Annotated in this window: 7 protein-coding genes; 5 read left to right on the top strand and 2 right to left on the bottom strand. The window is 50.2% G+C overall.

Annotation, left to right across the window (positions count from 1 at the left end; all coding sequences use genetic code 11):
* Window positions 1-84: 84 nt before the first annotated feature.
* Window positions 85-14,145 (top strand): autotransporter-associated beta strand repeat-containing protein, encoded by a 14,061-nt coding sequence (locus tag ACSYSY_RS04065; protein ID WP_491708020.1) that lies wholly within the window; start codon window positions 85-87, stop codon window positions 14,143-14,145.
* A 90-nt stretch (window positions 14,146-14,235) separates the two neighbouring features.
* Here the strand turns inward: ACSYSY_RS04065 and ACSYSY_RS04060 are convergent, their stop codons facing one another.
* Window positions 14,236-14,430: a heavy-metal-associated domain-containing protein gene (locus tag ACSYSY_RS04060; RefSeq protein ID WP_491708019.1), complete on the bottom strand. Its 195-nt coding sequence runs from the start codon at window positions 14,428-14,430 to the stop codon at window positions 14,236-14,238.
* A 183-nt stretch (window positions 14,431-14,613) separates the two neighbouring features.
* Between ACSYSY_RS04060 and ACSYSY_RS04055 the strand changes: the two genes are divergently transcribed.
* Window positions 14,614-17,073 (top strand): heavy metal translocating P-type ATPase, encoded by a 2,460-nt coding sequence (locus ACSYSY_RS04055; protein WP_491708018.1) that lies wholly within the window; start codon window positions 14,614-14,616, stop codon window positions 17,071-17,073.
* The gene (gene cueR / locus ACSYSY_RS04050) at window positions 17,070-17,522 is read left to right on the top strand and encodes a Cu(I)-responsive transcriptional regulator (protein WP_491708017.1); all 453 of its coding nucleotides are present in this window, start codon (window positions 17,070-17,072) and stop codon (window positions 17,520-17,522) included. Before ACSYSY_RS04055 ends, cueR begins: the two co-directional genes overlap by 4 nt.
* Before the next feature lie 14 nt (window positions 17,523-17,536).
* Here the strand turns inward: cueR and ACSYSY_RS04045 are convergent, their stop codons facing one another.
* Complete coding sequence (locus ACSYSY_RS04045) at window positions 17,537-17,773, bottom strand: hypothetical protein (protein WP_491708016.1); 237 nt, start codon at window positions 17,771-17,773, stop codon at window positions 17,537-17,539.
* Between the two features lie 230 nt (window positions 17,774-18,003).
* On the opposite strand from ACSYSY_RS04045, the gene ACSYSY_RS04040 reads away from it, so the two are divergent.
* Together ACSYSY_RS04040 and murI are read left to right on the top strand one after the other, a co-directional pair.
* Window positions 18,004-18,753 carry an orotate phosphoribosyltransferase gene (locus ACSYSY_RS04040; RefSeq protein ID WP_491708015.1) on the top strand — a complete coding sequence of 250 codons (750 nt, stop codon included), beginning with the start codon at window positions 18,004-18,006 and terminating at the stop codon, window positions 18,751-18,753.
* A gap of 8 nt (window positions 18,754-18,761) precedes the next feature.
* Window positions 18,762-19,604 (top strand): glutamate racemase, encoded by an 843-nt coding sequence (gene murI / locus ACSYSY_RS04035; protein WP_491708014.1) that lies wholly within the window; start codon window positions 18,762-18,764, stop codon window positions 19,602-19,604.
* Window position 19,605 lies beyond the last annotated feature (1 nt).

Here is a 19,605-nt window from a genome sequence, read left to right as displayed (position 1 = left end):
ATATTTATATCTGGATTCTTAATTTTTAATGATATAGAAAACGGGACCAAATTACTCTTGAATAAAAAGTAAGGGTCTTTAATCATGGCTAAAAATACGTTTTTGTTCGGCAAGAAACTCTCTCATGCAGTTAAAGAAACAGGCACTCAAAGCCGTAAGATTAATGACTCTTACAAAGGGAAAAGAGCCCACTCGAGCTCTATTGGCGTTTCAGTCAGTGTCATTGCTTTATTAAGCAGCACAGCACTCCTCTCGGCTCTTCCCGATATTGCTTATGCTGATAAGACCTTCACTCCCGCACAGGGACAGACTGATACCGTAACGGACGCCTTTAACGATTATAACGGGTCCCTTATACATGACGGCCCCGGAACAACCATCCTCACGACCTATAATGATTATCACGGCGCCACAGATATCAAACAGGGAACCCTCGCCCTCTCGGGAGATGGAAGCATTGCAGCGACATCCGGCCTTACGATGGCAGATGGGGCAACATTTGACATAAGCGGCACAAAGAGCAGCGGTACTTCGCTGAATGCTCTGAATGGTGCCGGCACTATTCTTCTCGGTGACAAGACACTGTCCCTGGCAAATGCGAATGCTGATAACAGTTTTGCAGGCACGATTTCAGGAGCTGGCGGTCTGAACCTGTCCAATGGGACACAACATAGCCTGACCCTGACCGGAACAAATGATTATACCGGCGCAACAAATATCATAAATGGCTCACTCTCTCTTTCCGGCAGTGGCAGCATTGCAAATTCAGGCAATGTTTTTGTTTCAACCAACGGAACATTCGATATTTCAGGGGCCACTCAACCAGTCACTATCACCAATCTGAATACAAATTATCAAAAGGATGAGAAGGGACATATCATAGAAGGCGCAGACCCAACGATCAATCTTGGGTCAAATAATCTTATCATAACGAACGCTGATTCCATTGGAAAAGATGGTGATAGTGACCAAGGCGTTATAGCTGGTACAATTACCGGAAGTGGTACTGTAAAAGTAATTGGTGCGATCGTTACAGATCCCGATAATCCTGATACCATAAATGAACACGGTAAAGAGGTTTTTGGTTCTGGTGACCATGGTACACTTACGGACCAGGTAAGCCTGGATGTAGGGAAAACCAATGTTGGCGTCGATCTGAATGGTGCGAACACCTATACAGGGACGACAACGGTTGAAAATGGCGGACAGCTCTTTGTTTACGGAAGCACCGACGGCACAAGTAAAGTCACCATAGAAGACGGAGGAACCCTGGCAGGAACCGGTTCCATAGGGGCAGCCGGCAGCACGACGACCATAGAGCATGGTGGCACCCTTACATTCAATAAGGTAAAAGCCTCCAAGCTGGAAATTGGTGGCAATCTGGACATGGAGGGAACGTCTGATTTCACAAACCTCAGCGACTCATCTGACTCAGGGAAAGGAAAAGAGGGGTCTTTTGTTGTTGGTGGTAATCTGACACTCAATGGCACCATCAACACAACGGATCTGTCCTCATCATTAGGATCCGGCGTCCAGAATCTCTATACATATAATGGCGATCTTACATTAGGTAAAAATAACCGCCTGCTGATTGATGGTGTCGATAAAACAGACCAGCTCCAGACCGGTCAAGGCCGCGTCAATGTCGTCTTCACGAATGGGTCAGATAAGCTTTCTTTCTGGGATGGAAGTAATTCTCCATCAAATAACATAATCGATGGGGGCGATGGCGTCTGGAAGCAGAATGCGGATGACACGACAAACTGGACTTCAGCTGACGGAAGCAAAAATGCCTCATGGCAGAGTGGTGATTTCGCCATTTTCCAGCATAATGGCGGAACCGTAACAGTACAAGGCAATGTTGATGTTGGCGGTATGCAGTTTGATCCTTCTAACGGCACCAATTTCACAATAGCCGAAGGAGACGCAGGCAAACTGATCCTCCACGGCAGCCAATATGCCAGCCCCCCAGTCGCCGATAGCACCTCTTCCGATGACGCAACTTCCAACGGAACAAAGCCCGATGGCACAGCCTCCAATAGCACTCCTTCCGGTGACGTAACTTCCAATGAGACAACCGCCAATGGCACCTCTTCCAGTGATGCAAAGCCCGATGCCTCCGACTCTAATAACAAGATTCCTTATGGCACAAAGCCTAATGAAGAATATTTTGGCGTAACAAATCAAGGTTCCAAAGAAGACGCAGAGAAAAACGGATATCTCTATAACTCTTCCAATCTTGTTTCCACCATACGTGTCGGCAATGGCACAGAGACAGGCTATACTGATAACGCGGTCATCAATGCCACCATCGCTGACGCAGACGGTAGCCCCACCACGCTGGTTAAAACGGATAAAGGAAGCCTCACTCTCGGGGGACAAAATACCTATAGGGGCGGCACTGTTATTGCTGATGGATCACTCGCCATTTCTGACGACCATAATCTGGGTGCCGCTGGTACAGAACTCGCCCTTAATGGGGGAACTCTTGAACTCACGAGTGATTGGAACCAGGGACAGCCGGTTAATCAGGGAAATGAGACAACTCGAAAAATCGTTTTAGGAAATAATAAGAACATCATCCAGATCGATGACGGTCACACATTTACGACCAATGAGGACATCACTGGCACTGGTGGCGTGAACTATGTGATCCCCGCCTCTGTCGCTGCCGGGACTTCCCAAAATGCAACACTCAACCTGAAGCATGATAGCAGCTATACAGGCGGCACAACAATCTCGGGGTATAAAACCAGCTATGACGATACTGATCCCTCACATTATTATTTCACCGTCAATGTCGACACCCTGAATCCGTTTGGCGCCTCTACTGCAGATAATCACGGCGGAAAAGTCTCTTTTGACGGCTCCAACATCAATATGAATGCCGGTTCCTCTCTCGGCTATCATGACGTCTCAGTGTCCGACAGCTCTGTACTATTTGATGGGGACAACAGCACAGCTGGTAATGCCACTATTTCGTTAAATGACTCTGACCATTTCCAGTTTCAGAATCACGGTACTGCTGGTGCCGCTCATATCACATTGTATGATTCAAGCCTGCTAGAGTTTGATACTGATGCTGATGCAGGGACTTCAACAATCGATATAGTCACTCCTAATGAAAGAAAAGATGCCAGCCAAGTCCAATTCCTTGGAAATAGTAGCGCCAAAGAAGCCACCATCAATGTATATTCTGGAACTTCTCTTCTTTTTAAAGATTACAGCAAAGGTGGAAGTGCAAAGCTAAACACAAACTATCCTAACAGTAGAGATACAAAAATTGTATTCACGGATCATAGTGACGCAGAAAATGCATCCTTCTTTATAAAATCAGGAAGCCACCTATACTTTAAAGATAATAGTAACGCTGGACAATCAACCATATATTTGGATGGTGGCGACAACGCATTTTTCGAAGATAACAGCTCCGCCGACCATGTATCGATGCGTGGTTATGGGAACGTAATTTTTTCCGGAAATACCACGGCCAATAATGCTATTATCTATGATATGCATGGACAAATAGATATTTCCAAAGTTACCAACCCTAATGGATTATCTATTGGTTACATTGACACTAATAGCAGTATTTATCTTGGAGGAAATACCTTAACCATTGGTACATTGGACACACTACCCGGTAACAATACAATAACAAGCAGAGATGGTACAATCAGAGGGACAATTTGGGACGATAGCCAAAATGGTGGTACTGGCGGAAGCATCGTAAAAGTCGGAACAGGAACAGAGACACTTACAACTGAAAACACCTATACAGGCAGCACAACGGTTAAGGATGGAACACTCGCCCTCACTGACGACGGCAGCATTGCCTCATCCAGCCTGGCGATTGACTCTGGGGCACAATTTGACGTCAGTGGCTCAAAGGATGGCAAAGCGGCTGTAAAAAGCATTGAAGGGGAAGGAAACATCTTCCTTGGTGGCAGCAAACTGACGCTGACCGATGCCAATTCTGACAAGGTTTATTCCGGCGTTATTTCCGGTGATGGGGGTAGTCTGGCCATTACAGGTGGCACACAGACACTTGCAAATAACAACACTTATACGGGCGATACATTCGTTGGAACTGGTGCGGGCCTGAATCTGACAAGTTCAATTCAGGGCACTTTGACCAATGAAGGCACAACCGATGTCAATAACGGAAAAGCTGCTGGCGCCACAACAAATACAGGCACATTCACTGCTGAAAACGCCACATTGGCTGATATTGCCAATAATGCCGGCACTGCTGAGTTAAAAGACGGTACCACTGCCAACACTGTCACCAATGCTCAGGGCGCGGCCTTCACCGCAAATAGCGGGACGATCGCCAAGGTCACAAATAGTGGCACCATGACTTTGGGGTCCGATGATAATGGCAACCATAATGAAGTCACTGGTGATGTTACCCAGTCAGATGGTACCCTCGCCCTTAATGGAAATGTTATCGACGGCACTCTGGACGCAGAAGGTGGCAACTTCACGGTATCTGCTGCCGGTGCTCAAGCAGGCTCCCTCTCCGGCTCCGCTGGTGGTGAACTTGACGGAACCCTCACCCTTAATAACGCATCCGGCACCTATTCAGGCGTCATGGACGGAAATGGTGGTCTCACGGTAGCAGGGGGAACAGAAACCCTTACAGGCACAAACAGCTATAAAGGCGATACAACCGTCAAAGCAGATGGTGGGCTAAACCTCACTGGCGCCAATGCCGCTCTTGCAGGGACCCTTAATAACGCTGGAACAACGACCCTAACCAGCGGAACCATTGCAGGAGTAACCACAAACTCCGGCACCTTCACCGCTCATGGTGGAACGCTCACCACTGCCGATAATAGCGGGCATATGACCCTGGACACCGATGCAAACGGGACAGGTAATCAGGTCACTGGTGATGTCACAAACCATGATGGTGCCGATCTGACACTCAATGGTGATAGCATTACTGGCAAGCTCGATAATGCCGGTACCGTCACCGCTGATCACGCCACGCTGTCTGATATTGACAATCATGCCAGCACTACAGAACAGCTCAGTAATGCCACTTTAACGGACACCACTGCCGGAACCGTCATCAACGATAAGGGCGCTACCTTCACCGCACATGGTGGGACCATTACCAATGCTGAGAATAGCGGCACCATGACCCTGGACGCCGATGCAAGCGGGACAGGTAATCAGGTCACTGGCAATGTCACAAACCATGATGGTGCCACTCTGACACTTAATAGTGATAACATCACTGGAGAGCTCGATAATGCTGGCACAGTCAACGCTGATCACGCCACATTAGAGACGCTTGACAATCATGCAGGCAGTACAGACGAATCCAGTCAGGTCATAATGACTGACTCCAACGTCTATCAACTCACCAACGATAAAGGCGCTACCTTCACCGCACATGGTGGAACAAACGAAGTGATCACGAATAGCGGCTCTATGACGTTAGATACGGGCAATTACGCCTCTGATGTCACTAATAAGAACAGCGGTGAACTGACGCTCAATAATGCTACCATCAATGAGACGCTTTATAATGATGGTGGAACTTTCACCGTTGAAAAAGATGGGGCTACGGCAGCCTCCCTCAAAGGCTCTGGTAACGGCACACTTATCGGAACACTTACCCTCAATGGGGTCACAGATACCTATTCCGGATCACTTTCAGGCACTGGCGGTCTCACCATATCAGGGGAAACAAAAACGCAATCTCCTGATGAAAGGCTGCTTCATTATGCTGGCGGTGACACCCCGACCGAAATAGAAACCCTTACAGGCACGAACAGCTATAAAGGTGAAACAAAAGTCTCGGGAAAAGCCGAGCTTGACGTTAATGGCGATAATAGTGGGGCAACAGGCCAGACCACTATTACGAACGGTGGCACATTGCGCGGCACTGGCACTATTGGCGGGGATGTCACCGTCAATGACAGTTCTATCCTCGCTGCAGGAACCGCTGATTCAACAGGCACTCTTAAGATTAAAGGGAACCTGACACTGGGAGAGAACTCCACCCAGCGCTTCCGTCTGGGGCAGGCAAATGTTGCAGGTGGCCAGAATAGTGACTACGTCACTGTCGGTGGTAACCTGAACCTGGCCGGAAATATCGTCCTGGAGGTCAATAATAACGACCGCTCTACCACAAATAATGAGCTGGGAATCGGCCTTTATCACCTCTATGGTTATAAGGGAAAGCTTGATCTCAATTCCTCAACCTCACTTTCTATGGGAAGTGGATACACCACGCAGGATGGAAAGGACCCAACCCTTCAGACGGCCATCCAGGGCCAGGTTAACGCCATAGTAGGTGGCGATAAACTCACTTTCTGGGATGGTGATGATACAAGCCACCGCACTGATGACGGCAGTGGCAATGGCAAAATTGATGGTGGTTCCGGTACCTGGACTGCCCCTGAAGTCAGCAAGACCAATAACTGGACCTCAGAAGATGGCATACCCAATGCGCCATGGGTCTCTGGCAATACTGCCATCTTCTCTGGAGATGCTGGAACCGTCACAGTTCAGGACAACCCTGATGCGCACGTCTATTTCTCCAAGCTGCAATTTGCCAATACGGATGGAAAAACCTACGTCATCAAAGGTGACAAGCTCTATGCCACACAGGCTGATACAGTTATCCAGGTTGGCGCCAGCGCTCCCGGCACCTCAGGCAGTGATGTCGATAAAAACACCACCGCAGAAATTGATTCCGTCATTGATGGCAGCCTGGTTGAAGGCGGGACAGGAACAGCCCTACATAAAACAGATGCCGGGAAACTGATCCTGACCTCTGACAATGACTTTGCTCAGGGAACCCAGATTGACGGCGGCACAGTGCAACTCGGTAATGGCGGCACAACCGGCTCAGTCGGGGACCATGATATCGCCGATAACGGCACATTGGTCATCGACCACAGCAATGATGTGACACTCAACCAGGTCATTTCTGGCAATGGCAGCTTTATCCAGCAGGGAACCGGCACAACCACACTCGCAGGAAATAACACTTATACAGGTGACACTGATGTCACTGGCGGAACGCTGAACGTCACCGGCACTATCGCCGGGAACCTCAATAACGCCACCACAACCACTGTCACGGACGGAACTATTGGGGGTAAGGTTACCAACAGCGGCACTTTCACCGCAGATGGTGCGACCATTGCCAGCGCCGACAATGGCGGCACCATGACCTTGGGAACCGACACAAACGGGAAAGGCACCAGCGTCACTGGTGACGTCACAAACAAGGATGGCGGCGACCTGAAACTTGATGAGGCAACCATCAGCGGTAATCTGGACGCAGAAGGTGGCAACTTTACTGTCTCTCCTGCCGGTGCCCAGGCAGGCTCCCTCTTCGGTTCCGCTAACGGAGCACTTGACGGAACGCTCACTCTTAATAACGCTTCCGGCACATATACCGGCGCCATGGATGGAAAGGGTGGCCTCACCGTCTCAAAAGGAACAGAAACCCTTACAGGCAATAACAGCTATACAGGCGATACAACCGTCAGCGCAGATGGTGGGCTAAACCTCAATGGTTCCAATGCCGCTCTTGCAGGCGCCCTTCTTAACGCTGGCAAGTCTGACGTAAATGGCGGAACTGTCAAAGGAGACACAACAAACTCCGGTACCTTCACCGCTGAAAACGCCACACTGGCTGATCTCAACAACCACGTAGGCACCGCAACGCTGGCAAGTAACGTCACACTGACTGACGGAACTGCCGGAACGGTTACCAATGACAAGGACGCTACATTCACCGCTAATGGCACAACCATTGCCAAGGCTGATAATAGCGGCTCCATGACTTTGGGAACCGACACAAACGGGATAGGCACCAGCGTCACTGGTGACGTTACAAACCATCAGGGTGCTCACCTCACACTTGATGGCAATAGCATCACTGGAAAGCTCGATAACTCCGGTAACGTTGACGCTGAAAACGCCACATTGTCTGATATTGCCAACCACGCTGGCACCGCAACGCTGGCAAGTAACGTCACACTGACTGACGGCTCTGCCGGAACGGTTACCAACGACAAGGACGCTACACTCACCGCTAATGGCACAACCATTGCCAAGGCTGACAATAGCGGCTCCATGATTTTGGGAACCGACACAAACGGGATAGGAACCAGCGTCACTGGTGACGTCGCGAACCATCAGGATGCCCACCTGACGCTTAACGGCAACAGCATCACTGGAAAGCTCGATAACTCCGGTAACGTAGACGCTGAAAACGCCACACTGGCTGATATCGACAACCACGCTGGCACCGCAACACTGGCAAGTAACGTCACACTGACTGACGGAACTGCCGGAACGGTTACCAACGACAAGGACGCTACATTCACCGCTCATGGCACAACCATTGCCAAGGCTGATAATAGCGGTTCCATGACTTTGGGAACCGACACAAACGGGAAAGGCACCAGCGTCACTGGCGACGTTACAAACCATGACGGCGGCGACCTGAAACTTGATGGTGCCACTATCGGAGGTAATCTGGACGCAGAAGGTGGAAAATTCACCGTCTCTGCTGCCGGTGCCCAGGCAGGCTCCCTCTCCGGCTCCGCTAACGGCGCGCTTGACGGCACTCTCACCCTTAATAACGCATCCGGCTCCTATTCGGGCGCAATGGATGGAAAAGGTGGCCTCACAGTCTCAAAAGGAACAGAAACCCTTACAGGCAATAACAGCTATACAGGCGATACAACCGTCAGCGCAGATGCTGGGCTAAACCTCAATGGTTCCAGTGCCGCTCTTGCAGGCGCCCTTCTTAACGCTGGCAAGTCTGACGTAAATGGTGGAACTGTCAAAGGAGACACAACAAACTCTGGCACCTTCACCGCTGAAAACGCCACACTGGCTGATCTCAACAACCACACAGGCACCACAACACTGGCAAGTAACGTCTCACTGACTGACGGAACTGCCGGAACGGTTACCAACGACAAGGGCGCTACATTCACCGCTAATGGCACAACCATTGCCAAGGCTGATAATAGCGGCTCAATGACCTTGGGAACCAATAAAGACGGGAAAGGCACCAACGTCACTGGTGACGTTACAAACCATGATGGCGGCGACCTGAAACTTGATGGTGCCACCATCGGCGGTGATCTTGACGCACAAGGTGGCAACTTCACCGTCTCTCCTGCCGGTGCCCAGGCAGGTTCCCTCTCCGGCTCCGCTGGTGGCACACTTGACGGCACTCTCACTCTTAATAACGCTTCCGGCACCTATTCGGGCGCCATGGATGGAAAGGGTGGTCTCACTGTCTCCAAAGGAACAGAAACCCTTACAGGCAAAAACAGCTATACGGGGAATACGTCCGTTGGCCAAAATGCTACGCTTATCGTTAGTGGTGATAATAGTGCCGCCAAGGGCGACACCTCTGTCGATGGCACATTGCGCGGCAATGGCACGATCGGTGGGAATGTCACCATCAATGATGGTGGCACTCTCGCAGCCGGAACAAATGATGCAACTGGCACCCTCACTATTGGTGGCGACCTGACACTGGATAAAAATTCCACACAGGATTTCCGTCTGGGAGAAGCAAATGTCTCAGGTGGTCGCTATAACGATTATGTCAATGTTAGCGGTAACCTGAACCTTGCCGGCAATATCGTTCTCCATTCCAATGCTGCTAGTTCTTCTGTCACTGGTGGCACTTTGGGAGCTGGCGTCTATCACCTTTATGGGTATGGCAAGGAACTTCACCAGGATGCTTCAACGACACTGTCAGTTGATGGCAGCAATAAGGGGATTCTTCAGACATCGATCGACCATCAGGTGAACGTAGTGGTGGGTGGAGATAAACTCACTTTCTGGGATGGTGATAATAACAGTGGCAACGGCAAAATTGATGGTGGTAACGGTACCTGGTCCGCCCCTGAAGTCAGCACGACCAATAACTGGACCACAGAAGACGGCACAATCAATGCGCCATGGACTTCCGGCAATAGTGTGATCTTCTCTGGCAATGCCGGAACCGTCACCGTTCAGGGAAGTCCTGATGCACATGTCAGCTTCTCCAACATACAATTTGCCAATACGGATGGAAAAACCTACGTCATCAAGGGTGACAAGCTCTATGCCACAAATGCTGATACGGTTATCCAGGTTGGCGCCAGCGCTCCCGGCACCACAGGCAGTGACGTCGATAAAAACACCACCGCAGAAATTGATTCCGTCATTGATGGCAGCAACGTTGAAGGCGGGATTGCCCTGCATAAAACAGATGCTGGGAAACTAATCCTGACCTCTGACAATGACTTCGCCCAGGGAACCAAGATTGACGGCGGCACATTGCAACTCGGTAATGGCAGCACAACCGGCTCAGTCGGGGACCATGATATCGCCGATAACGGCACATTGGTCATCGACCACAGCAATGATGTGACACTCAACCAGGTCATTTCCGGCAATGGAAGCTTTATCCAGCAGGGAACCGGCACAACCACACTCGCAGGAAATAACACTTATACAGGTGATACTGACGTCACTAGCGGAACGCTGAACGTCACCGGCTCTATCGCAGGCAACCTCAATAACGCCACCACAACCACTGTGACAGACGGAACTATTGGGGGCAAGGTTACCAACAACGGCACCTTCACCGCAGATGGTGCAACCATTGCCGGCGCCGACAATAGCGGCACCATGACGTTGGGAACCGACACAAACGGGAAAGGCACCAGCGTCACTGGTGACGTTACAAACCATCAGGATGCTCACCTCACACTTGATGGCAGCAGCATCACTGGAAAGCTCGATAACTCCGGTAACGTCGACGCTGAAAACGCCACACTGGCTGATATTGCCAACCACGCTGGCACCGCAACGCTGGCAAGTAACGTCACACTGACTGACGGAACTGCCGGAACGGTTACCAACGACAAGGACGCTACATTCACCGCTAATGGCACAACCATTGCCAAGGCTGATAATAGCGGCTCCATGACTTTGGGAACCGACACAAACGGGATAGGCACCAGCGTCACTGGTGACGTTACAAACCATCAGGGTGCTCACCTCACACTTGATGGCAATAGCATCACTGGAAAGCTCGATAACTCCGGTAACGTTGACGCTGAAAACGCCACACTGGCTGATATTGCCAACCACGCTGGCACCGCAACGCTGGCAAGTAACGTCACACTGACTGATGGCTCGGCCGGAACAGTTACCAACGACAAGGACGCTACCTTCACCGTTAATGGTACAACCATTGCCAAGGCTGATAATAGCGGCACCATGACCTTGGGAACTGACACAAACGGGATAGGCACCAGCGTCACAGGTGACGTCACAAACCATCAGGATGCTCACCTCACACTTGATGGCAACAGCATCACTGGAAAGCTCGATAACTCCGGTAACGTTGACGCTGAAAACGCCACATTGTCTGATATTGCCAACCACGCTGGCACCGCAACGCTGGCAAGTAACGTCACACTGACTGACGGAACTGCCGGAACGGTTAGCAACGACAAGGACGCTACATTCACCGCTAATGGTACAACCATTGCCAAGGCTGATAATAGCGGCTCCATGACTTTGGGAACCGATAAAGACGGAAATGTCTCTCAGGTTACAGGTGACGTTACAAATCATGATGGCGGCGACCTGAAACTTGATGGTGCCATCATCGGTGGGAATCTGGACGCAGAAGGTGGAAAATTCACCGTCTCTGCCGCTTCTTCTGACGTTTCTCAAGCAGGCTCCCTCTCCGGCTCTGCCAATGGCACACTCGACGAGACACTCGCCCTTAACAATGCTTCCGGCACTTATACCGGCGCAATGGATGGAAAAGGTGGCCTCATGGTCTCCGGGGGAACAGAAACCCTTACAGGTAATAACACCTATACAGGTGATACAACTGTCAGAACTGACGCCAAACTGATCCTGGAAGGATCTATCAGTAGCGTCTTATCGAATGACGGTACAACTGACATAAATGGCGGCACCGTTTCTGGTATGACCACCAATTTCGGCACGGTTACAGCAGAAAATGCCACATTAGGCCAAGTCGGGAATTATGCAGGTCACTCCTTCACCGCAACAGGTGGAACCATCGAGTCGATCGATAATGTTGGCACTATGCACCTAAAGGGTGGGAACACTGTCACAACCGACGTCTATAACCAAACTGGCGGCGATCTGACACTCGATGGTGATACCATCAAAGGTACTCTGACTGAAGATCATGGAAACTTCACTGTCTCTGATAAAGGTGCTTCAGTCGGTTCACTTTCGGATGGGGTAGACAAAAATACTGGTGAACCCACGACCGGCGATGGCAAACTTGAGGGAACACTGACCCTCACGAACGCCTCTGGCACCTATTCCGGCTCAATGAGCGGGAATGGAGGCCTCACTGTGTCGGGGGGTACAGAAACACTCACAGGTAAGAACAGCTATCAAGGTGAGACAATCGTCGGAGGAAAGGACGGAACGAAGGCTGAGCTCATCGTTAATGGTGATAATAGTGCCGCCAAGGGCGACACCTCTGTCGATGGCACGTTGCGTGGTAATGGCACCATCGGGGGTAATGTCACCCTCAATAAAGGGGGCACTCTCGCAGTCGGAACAAGTGATGCGGATAAAGCTGTAGACACCATTCATATTAATGGTGACCTCACAACAAGTAAGGACTCTGTCGTCCGTATCCGCGGCACGGCTGATAAAACCGGGAACAAACTGACTGAAGCGGATCATTATAGCCCCAATGAACTGTCTTCAGACCATATTCTGGTCGGCGGCAAGGCAAATCTGAATGGTGGCACGCTGGATCTGCATGTTTCCGATCCATCCAAGCTGACTTATGGGGAAGCTTATCATGTCCTGAATGCCACTAACGGGGTCAGTGGCCAATATGACACATTGAACACAAACCTGGGCGCGCAATATGCCTATCTGGATCCGACCCTCGTCTACCACACCAATGACATTGATATCGTCCTGTCACGTGGGAAGCAGAACTTTGGCTCTGCCGGGCATACCCGCAACCAGATTGAAACAGGTCATGGGCTGGATCATCTGGAATATATTGCTTCAGATAATCCCGTTATTACGGCAGTAACGGGTCTTACCAAAGACCAGGCACCAAGAGCGCTTGACAGTCTCTCCGGTGAAGTGCACGCCTCGATCCGTACAGCCCTAATCCAGGACAGCTTCTTTATCCGTAATGCCGCCCTGAACCGTCTTGCCAATAGTGACTGTGACTATACAGGCGAGGGTCAGAGCACATATGACATGAAAACCGGTAAGAAAAATGATGCCTGCTCGTCAGAGCACACCATCATGTGGGGTCAGGCCTATGGAAGCATCGGTCATAACAGCGCCACTGGCAATGCTGCGACCATGCATGACCGGACAACCGGCTTCATTATGGGCGTTGATACCCCTATCCGTAACAGCAACTGGCGCGTTGGAGGCCTCTTCTCCTATGGGCACTCCATGTTCAATATCAGTCAGGGGCGCTCTTCCTCCGGTAACAGCAATAACGTGACGGTCGGCGGTTATGCTGGAACTCATTGGGGACGGCTCAATCTCCGCCTCGGCGTTGCCTATAGCTGGAACGTCATCAATGCACGTCGTGATGTGATCGTGGGGGCCTATAACCATAAGATCACAAGCCATTATCTTGGTGGAACCGCCCAGAGCTTTGCTGAACTCGGCTATAAAATGCACCAGTGGCACAGTGTTTTTGAACCTTTCATGAACGTCGCCTACGTCAATATGCAGACCAATGGCTATCGTGAGCATAATGGCGATGCGGCCTTGCGGGGCCGTGGAACGGACACCGGTGTGACATTCGCAACCTTCGGAATGCGGGCTTCAACCCGGTTCAATATCGGCAAGATGATCTTCATGCCGCATTTCATGGCCGCTTATCGTCACGCGTTCGGAGAACTGGAAGCACACCAGCATGAAGCTTTTGCTCTGACTGGTGGCAATAATGATATGGAAATCGCCGGCTCCAAGCTTTCAAGCAATGCGGCGATCATTGATACAGGCATCTCTGCGCGCCTGACGGATACGATGGCTCTGGATCTTTCCTATATCGGCCAGTATGGCGATCACTCCACCGAAAGTGGGGCAACAGGCTCTCTGAAAATCAACTTCTGATCATCGGAAAAGAGAACCTTCCTTTAAGATAAAAGGGCGGGTGAGGATAATCTCCTTACCCGCCCTTTTTGCCTGGCTGGCAGAGTATATTCAGAGGGCACGCGCCTCATAACCATCAGCCTTAAGAGCCTCTTCAATCGCAGCAGAGCTGGCTTTACTACTCACTGTAATCTGCTTTGCCGCAAGATCAGCTTCAATCTGAGCATGAGGATCCAGCGCACAAATTGCCTGTGTTATGTGTTTAACACAGGCGTTGCAGGTCATATTCTCAACGTGAAATTTCATGAAACATCTCCTTTGTTTCTGCTAATGCTTTACAGACTACCCCTTCCAATCATGGGAAAGTCAATCAATTCCTGATAATATGTCCGATAGAGCAAATTTTTCCTCCACGCCTCTTGACCTTCCTACGATTAGAATCTGCACATTCAAGGAAACCCCGAACAATGAGGGAGTAAGGTGGTAGCTATGATGGATCGTGAAAATCAGAAAATTTTGACTATTACCTTACCCGTTAAAGGCATGAGCTGCGCTTCCTGTGCTGCGCGTATTGAACGTGTTCTGAACAGGATTGAAGGTGTCAAAAAAGCTAGTGTTAATCTGGCAACTGAAAAAGCCACGGTTGAAGCACAGCCTGATGTCACCAGAGCAATGCTTGTCAAAGCCATTGAAGAAGCCGGTTATTCTGTACCTTCAGATCATATCGAACTTGATATAGAGGGCATGAGTTGTGCCTCCTGCGTGGGACGGGTAGAGCGTATTCTGAAAAAAATTCCCGGGGTTACTGAAGTTTCCGTCAATCTGGCAACCAATCATACCCGCATTACCGGGACAGCCGATGTGCAGGAGCTGATTCAAGCCGTTACCAAAGCCGGCTATAAAGCAAGGCAGATTAATGCGATGGCTGTCCTTGATGAAACCACCTCCAAAGAAAAAGAAGCGGAAGAAAAAACTCTTAAACGCGATCTTTTATGCGCAATCACACTCTCCCTGCCTGTATTCCTTCTTGAAATGGGGGGCCATCTTATCCCTGCCCTCCATAAGATTCAGATAAGCTGGTACCTCCAATTCATTCTGACCTCATTAGTCCTCGCACTCCCCGGTTTTCGTTTCTATAAAAAAGGCATACCCGCTCTTATACATTTTGCACCGGATATGAATTCTCTCGTCGCTATCGGTACGTTAGCGGCCTATATTTATTCTGTTATAGCAACATTTTTCCCTGCTCTTTTACCTGAGGGCACGGTCCATGTTTATTATGAAGCCGCGGCTGTTATCGTGACTCTTATTTTGCTGGGTCGCTACCTGGAATCCCGGGCAAAAGGCCGCACATCAGAAGCCATCAGAAAACTGGGACGATTACAGGCTAAGACAGCCAGAGTTTTCCGCAATAACAATCTGGTGGAAATCCCTGTTAGTGAGGTTGCAACAGGCGATCATGTCGAAGTGCGCCCTGGTGAACGGATCCCTGTTGATGGAGAGGTCACAGAAGGACAGAGCTATATTGACGAGTCAATGATTACAGGCGAGCCCCTTCCTGTTCTGAAAACCAGAGGCAGTTCCGTCGTTGGAGGAACCATTAATCAGCAAGGAACACTGACCTTCCAAGCCACAGCTGTTGGACAGGCCACCATGCTTGCCCAGATTGTCCGCATGGTTGAACAGGCTCAGGGAGCAAAATTGCCCATACAGGCCCTAGTCGATAAAGTAACGATGTGGTTTGTTCCTGCTATTTTTGGCTTGTCCGCTCTGACCTTTATCATCTGGTTCTGGTTTGGTCCTTCTCCCTGCCTGACCTATGGGCTGGTCAATGCCGTTTCTGTGCTTATCATTGCCTGCCCTTGCGCCATGGGACTGGCAACCCCCACTGCGATTATGGTCGGCACAGGCCGGGCCGCTGAGTTGGGGATCCTCTTTCGCAAGGGAGAAGCCCTTCAGAGCCTTAGAGACGTCACAATAGTCGCATTTGATAAAACCGGCACTTTGACAGAGGGACGTCCCGTTCTCACGGATTTTCAGACAATAGAAGGATATGACAGGAAACAGGTGTTAGGCCTTGTGGCTGCTACTGAAAGCAAGTCTGAACATCCTATCGCTCACGCCATTGTCTCTGCTGCTGAACGTGAACAGATCACTCTTCCTATTGTTACCGATTTCACTTCTATAACAGGTTTGGGCGTTAAGGCCCGAATTGATGAAACGTTGGTACAGATCGGTGGAAGCCGGTATATGCAGGAAATTGGGGTGGATATGACCCCCTTTTCCACTCTGGCTGACCGCTCTGGTCAGGAAGGAAAATCCCCTCTCTATGCCGCAATTGATGGAAAGCTCGTTGCGCTCCTAGCTGTCTCAGATCCGATCAGACCGACAGCACCATCAGCCATTAAGGCTTTGCATCAACTTGGCCTCAAAACAGCGATGGTCACCGGTGACCATCAGATAACTGCGGAAATAATTGCCCGTCAGCTTGGAATCAGCACTGTTATCGCCAATGTTCTTCCAGCAGGGAAAGTGGAGGCCATCAAGCAGTTAAGGGAAAGCTACGGCAAAATCGCCTATGTGGGTGATGGCATTAATGACGCCCCTGCCCTGGCCACTTCAGATGTTGGAATAGCCATTGGAAGTGGGACCGATATCGCCATTGAATCGGCTGATATTGTGCTCATATCAGGTCATCTGGAGAGCGTTCTGACAGCCATTACACTCTCGCGCGCGACAATTCGTATCATTGAGCAAAATCTCTTCTGGGCTTTTGCTTATAATGCCCTTCTAATTCCTATCGCAGCCGGAATTCTTTATCCCCTATCGGGTATCCTGTTATCTCCGGTTATGTCAGCGGGTGCTATGACATTATCAAGCATTTTTGTCCTGGGAAATTCCTTGCGTCTTCGCCGCTTTTCATCCGGTGTGAAAGAGAGAAAATCATGAATATCGGACAGGCTTCCAAGAACTCAGGCGTTTCTGCCAAAATGATCCGCTATTATGAACAGATCAATCTTATCCCCAAAGCTGAACGCACAGAATCAGGCTATCGCGACTATTCAGCACGGGATATTCAACGCCTGCATTTTATTAAACGCGCCCGTGATTTAGGTTTTTCTCTCGAGGAAATCGACACTCTCCTTGCACTCTGGCACGATAAATCCCGCCAGAGTGCCGATGTCAAACGCATCGCCCAAACCCATATTTTGCGGCTTCATGAACGTATCAACCATTTGCAGCAAATGGTTGCGACACTTGAAAATCTGGTAAAATGCTGTGCAGGCAATGAGCGACCTGAATGCCCTATTCTTTCAGATCTGGAAGATATTTCTGACGGGCTCAAAGCCGAACAAAACATGCCGGATTTAAGAGAGACGCTCCGTCATCGGCTTTAAAAACGATAGGGGATTTAACAGTTACAGCCCCGGGTCTCACCTTTGCTTTTCTTTACAAGATGATGGTCAATCCATTCCGAGACCAGCAAACGGGCCTCAGGTAAAGAGGCTTCAGGATGGTAAATGCGGTAAAGAGATGTACAAGCCGTAAAAGCCTGCATATCATTCCGACCACTTTCCTTGAGTTCCTGATAAGCTGTAATAACAGCTCGCTCACAGTTACGCCCTATATGACGTGTATCAATTACCATTATGCGCAATCCCTATAGAAGCCGCCTGCCCGAAATGCGACTCCATCGTTGCATGGCTCTTCAGCCATAACGGACGATTGTTATTAAGACACGATCGCATCAAGGCTTTCAAACTATTTATGAGGTAATCGCATTAATAACCATCTTTCCTCTACCCTTGGAGGTCTCTAAAGGCTAGATGTCTGTTAAAAGCATTACCAAGAAAAGAATTTGTTCTGGGGGAGATAACCATGACCGCCGATGCTCATTCAACGGCACCTGCACGCTCAACACAATGGGACCGCGACGCTGCGCTTACAACAGCGCGTATCCTGCTTGAAATCAAGGCGATCAATTTTCGCCCCAGTGAGCCTTATACCCTGACTTCCGGCTGGAAATCTCCAGTTTATATTGATTGCCGCAAAATCATTTTCTTCCCACGCGCCCGCACCAAAATCATGGAGCTTGCTGTCGAGAAAATTGAGCGGCATATCGGCTATGAAAGCCTTGATGCCGTTGTCGGTGGGGAAACAGCTGGTATTCCCTTCTCCGCATGGATTGCAGACCGCTTGATGACCCCCATGGCTTACGTGCGTAAAAAACCTAAAGGGTTTGGCCGTAATGCCCAGATTGAGGGTGACGTTCCTGAAAATATGCGGACCCTGCTGGTTGAAGACCTGACCACTGATGGGGCCTCCAAAATCCGTTTTGTCAAAGCCTTGCGTGAAGCCGGCGCAATCGTCGATCATACATTTGTGGTCTTTTATTACGGCGTCTTCCCCGGCGCGCAGAAATCTCTTTCCGCTATGGGGATCAATCTTCATGCGCTCTGCACATGGTGGGACGTTCTGGAAGCTTGCGCGGGTGGCAAGTATTTCTCTGATGAGGATAGTGCTGAAGTCCGTCGTTTCCTTGAAGACCCTTGCGGGTGGTCAAAAGCACATGGCGGTGTAGGCAGTGTGGAAGAAGCCCTCGCCTTCAAAACCGAAGAGAAAGGCTGAGCTTTTTCATGAACACGCTCTCTTCCCCCCCCAGAGATGCTCCCAGAATTCTGGTTTTTGATTCTGGCATTGGGGGGATGGGAGCCGTTCAGGCATTACGTCAGCTTGCACCGGTTTTACGCATCGATTATCTGGCAGATACCGCTCTTTTCCCCTATGGAGAGCAGGAAGACCAGTTCCTGACCAACAGGATTGTTTCTCTTCTAAGCAAAGCGGTAGAAACCCTGGCCCCAGATATATTGGTTGTTGCCTGTAACACAGCCAGCACGCTGGCGCTGACTGCCTTACGGGAGCATTTGACACTCCCGATCGTTGGCTGCGTTCCCCCCATCAGATGGGCTGGTCGCGTATCAGTAACGCGCACAATCGGCCTTCTGGCAACATCAGCCACTGTAAGACGCCCTTATATTACACAGCTTTGGCGTGATTATGCCTCTGACTGTACTCTCCTCGTTCATGGCGGGCGCGCTCTTGCAGACATGGCCGAACAGGCCTTCCGTGGAGAAACGCCCGATCCGGCAGCCATCAGGCACGAACTCGAACAGCTCTTCAGCCAGAAGGGCGGCGATAAAATTGACACAATCGGATTAGGGTGCACGCATTACAGTTTCCTGCTACCCAGCTTTCAACGCGTCAGCCCCCCCTCGATCATGTGGCTGGACCCGGCTCCCGCAGTCGCTCAGCAAACCTTACGGCGTCTGGGTGAAAACTGGCCCTCTCCCCTTAAGGTCGGCCATGACGCTCCCGCACCACGTTTTTTTATGACAGCCCTGCCCTCGGATGAAAGCAAATTACTGCATCAAATCCAATGGCTGGGCTATCAAAGCTGTGCTCTTTTCCCATTTCCCTAGG

The organism is Aristophania sp. ESL1100 (assembly GCF_058511235.1).
This window is presented reverse-complemented; position numbering and strand designations above follow the sequence as displayed.

What these genes read in the sequence shown, in the direction of transcription:
- ACSYSY_RS04065 (WP_491708020.1), top strand. Translation starts at nt 85, where the DNA reads ATGGCTAAAAATACGTTTTTGTTCGGCAAGAAACTCTCTCATGCAGTT.
- ACSYSY_RS04060 (WP_491708019.1), bottom strand. Translation starts at nt 14,430, where the DNA reads ATGAAATTTCACGTTGAGAATATGACCTGCAACGCCTGTGTTAAACAC.
- ACSYSY_RS04055 (WP_491708018.1), top strand. Translation starts at nt 14,614, where the DNA reads ATGATGGATCGTGAAAATCAGAAAATTTTGACTATTACCTTACCCGTT.
- cueR (WP_491708017.1), top strand. Translation starts at nt 17,070, where the DNA reads ATGAATATCGGACAGGCTTCCAAGAACTCAGGCGTTTCTGCCAAAATG.
- ACSYSY_RS04045 (WP_491708016.1), bottom strand. Translation starts at nt 17,773, where the DNA reads ATGGTAATTGATACACGTCATATAGGGCGTAACTGTGAGCGAGCTGTT.
- ACSYSY_RS04040 (WP_491708015.1), top strand. Translation starts at nt 18,004, where the DNA reads ATGACCGCCGATGCTCATTCAACGGCACCTGCACGCTCAACACAATGG.
- murI (WP_491708014.1), top strand. Translation starts at nt 18,762, where the DNA reads ATGAACACGCTCTCTTCCCCCCCCAGAGATGCTCCCAGAATTCTGGTT.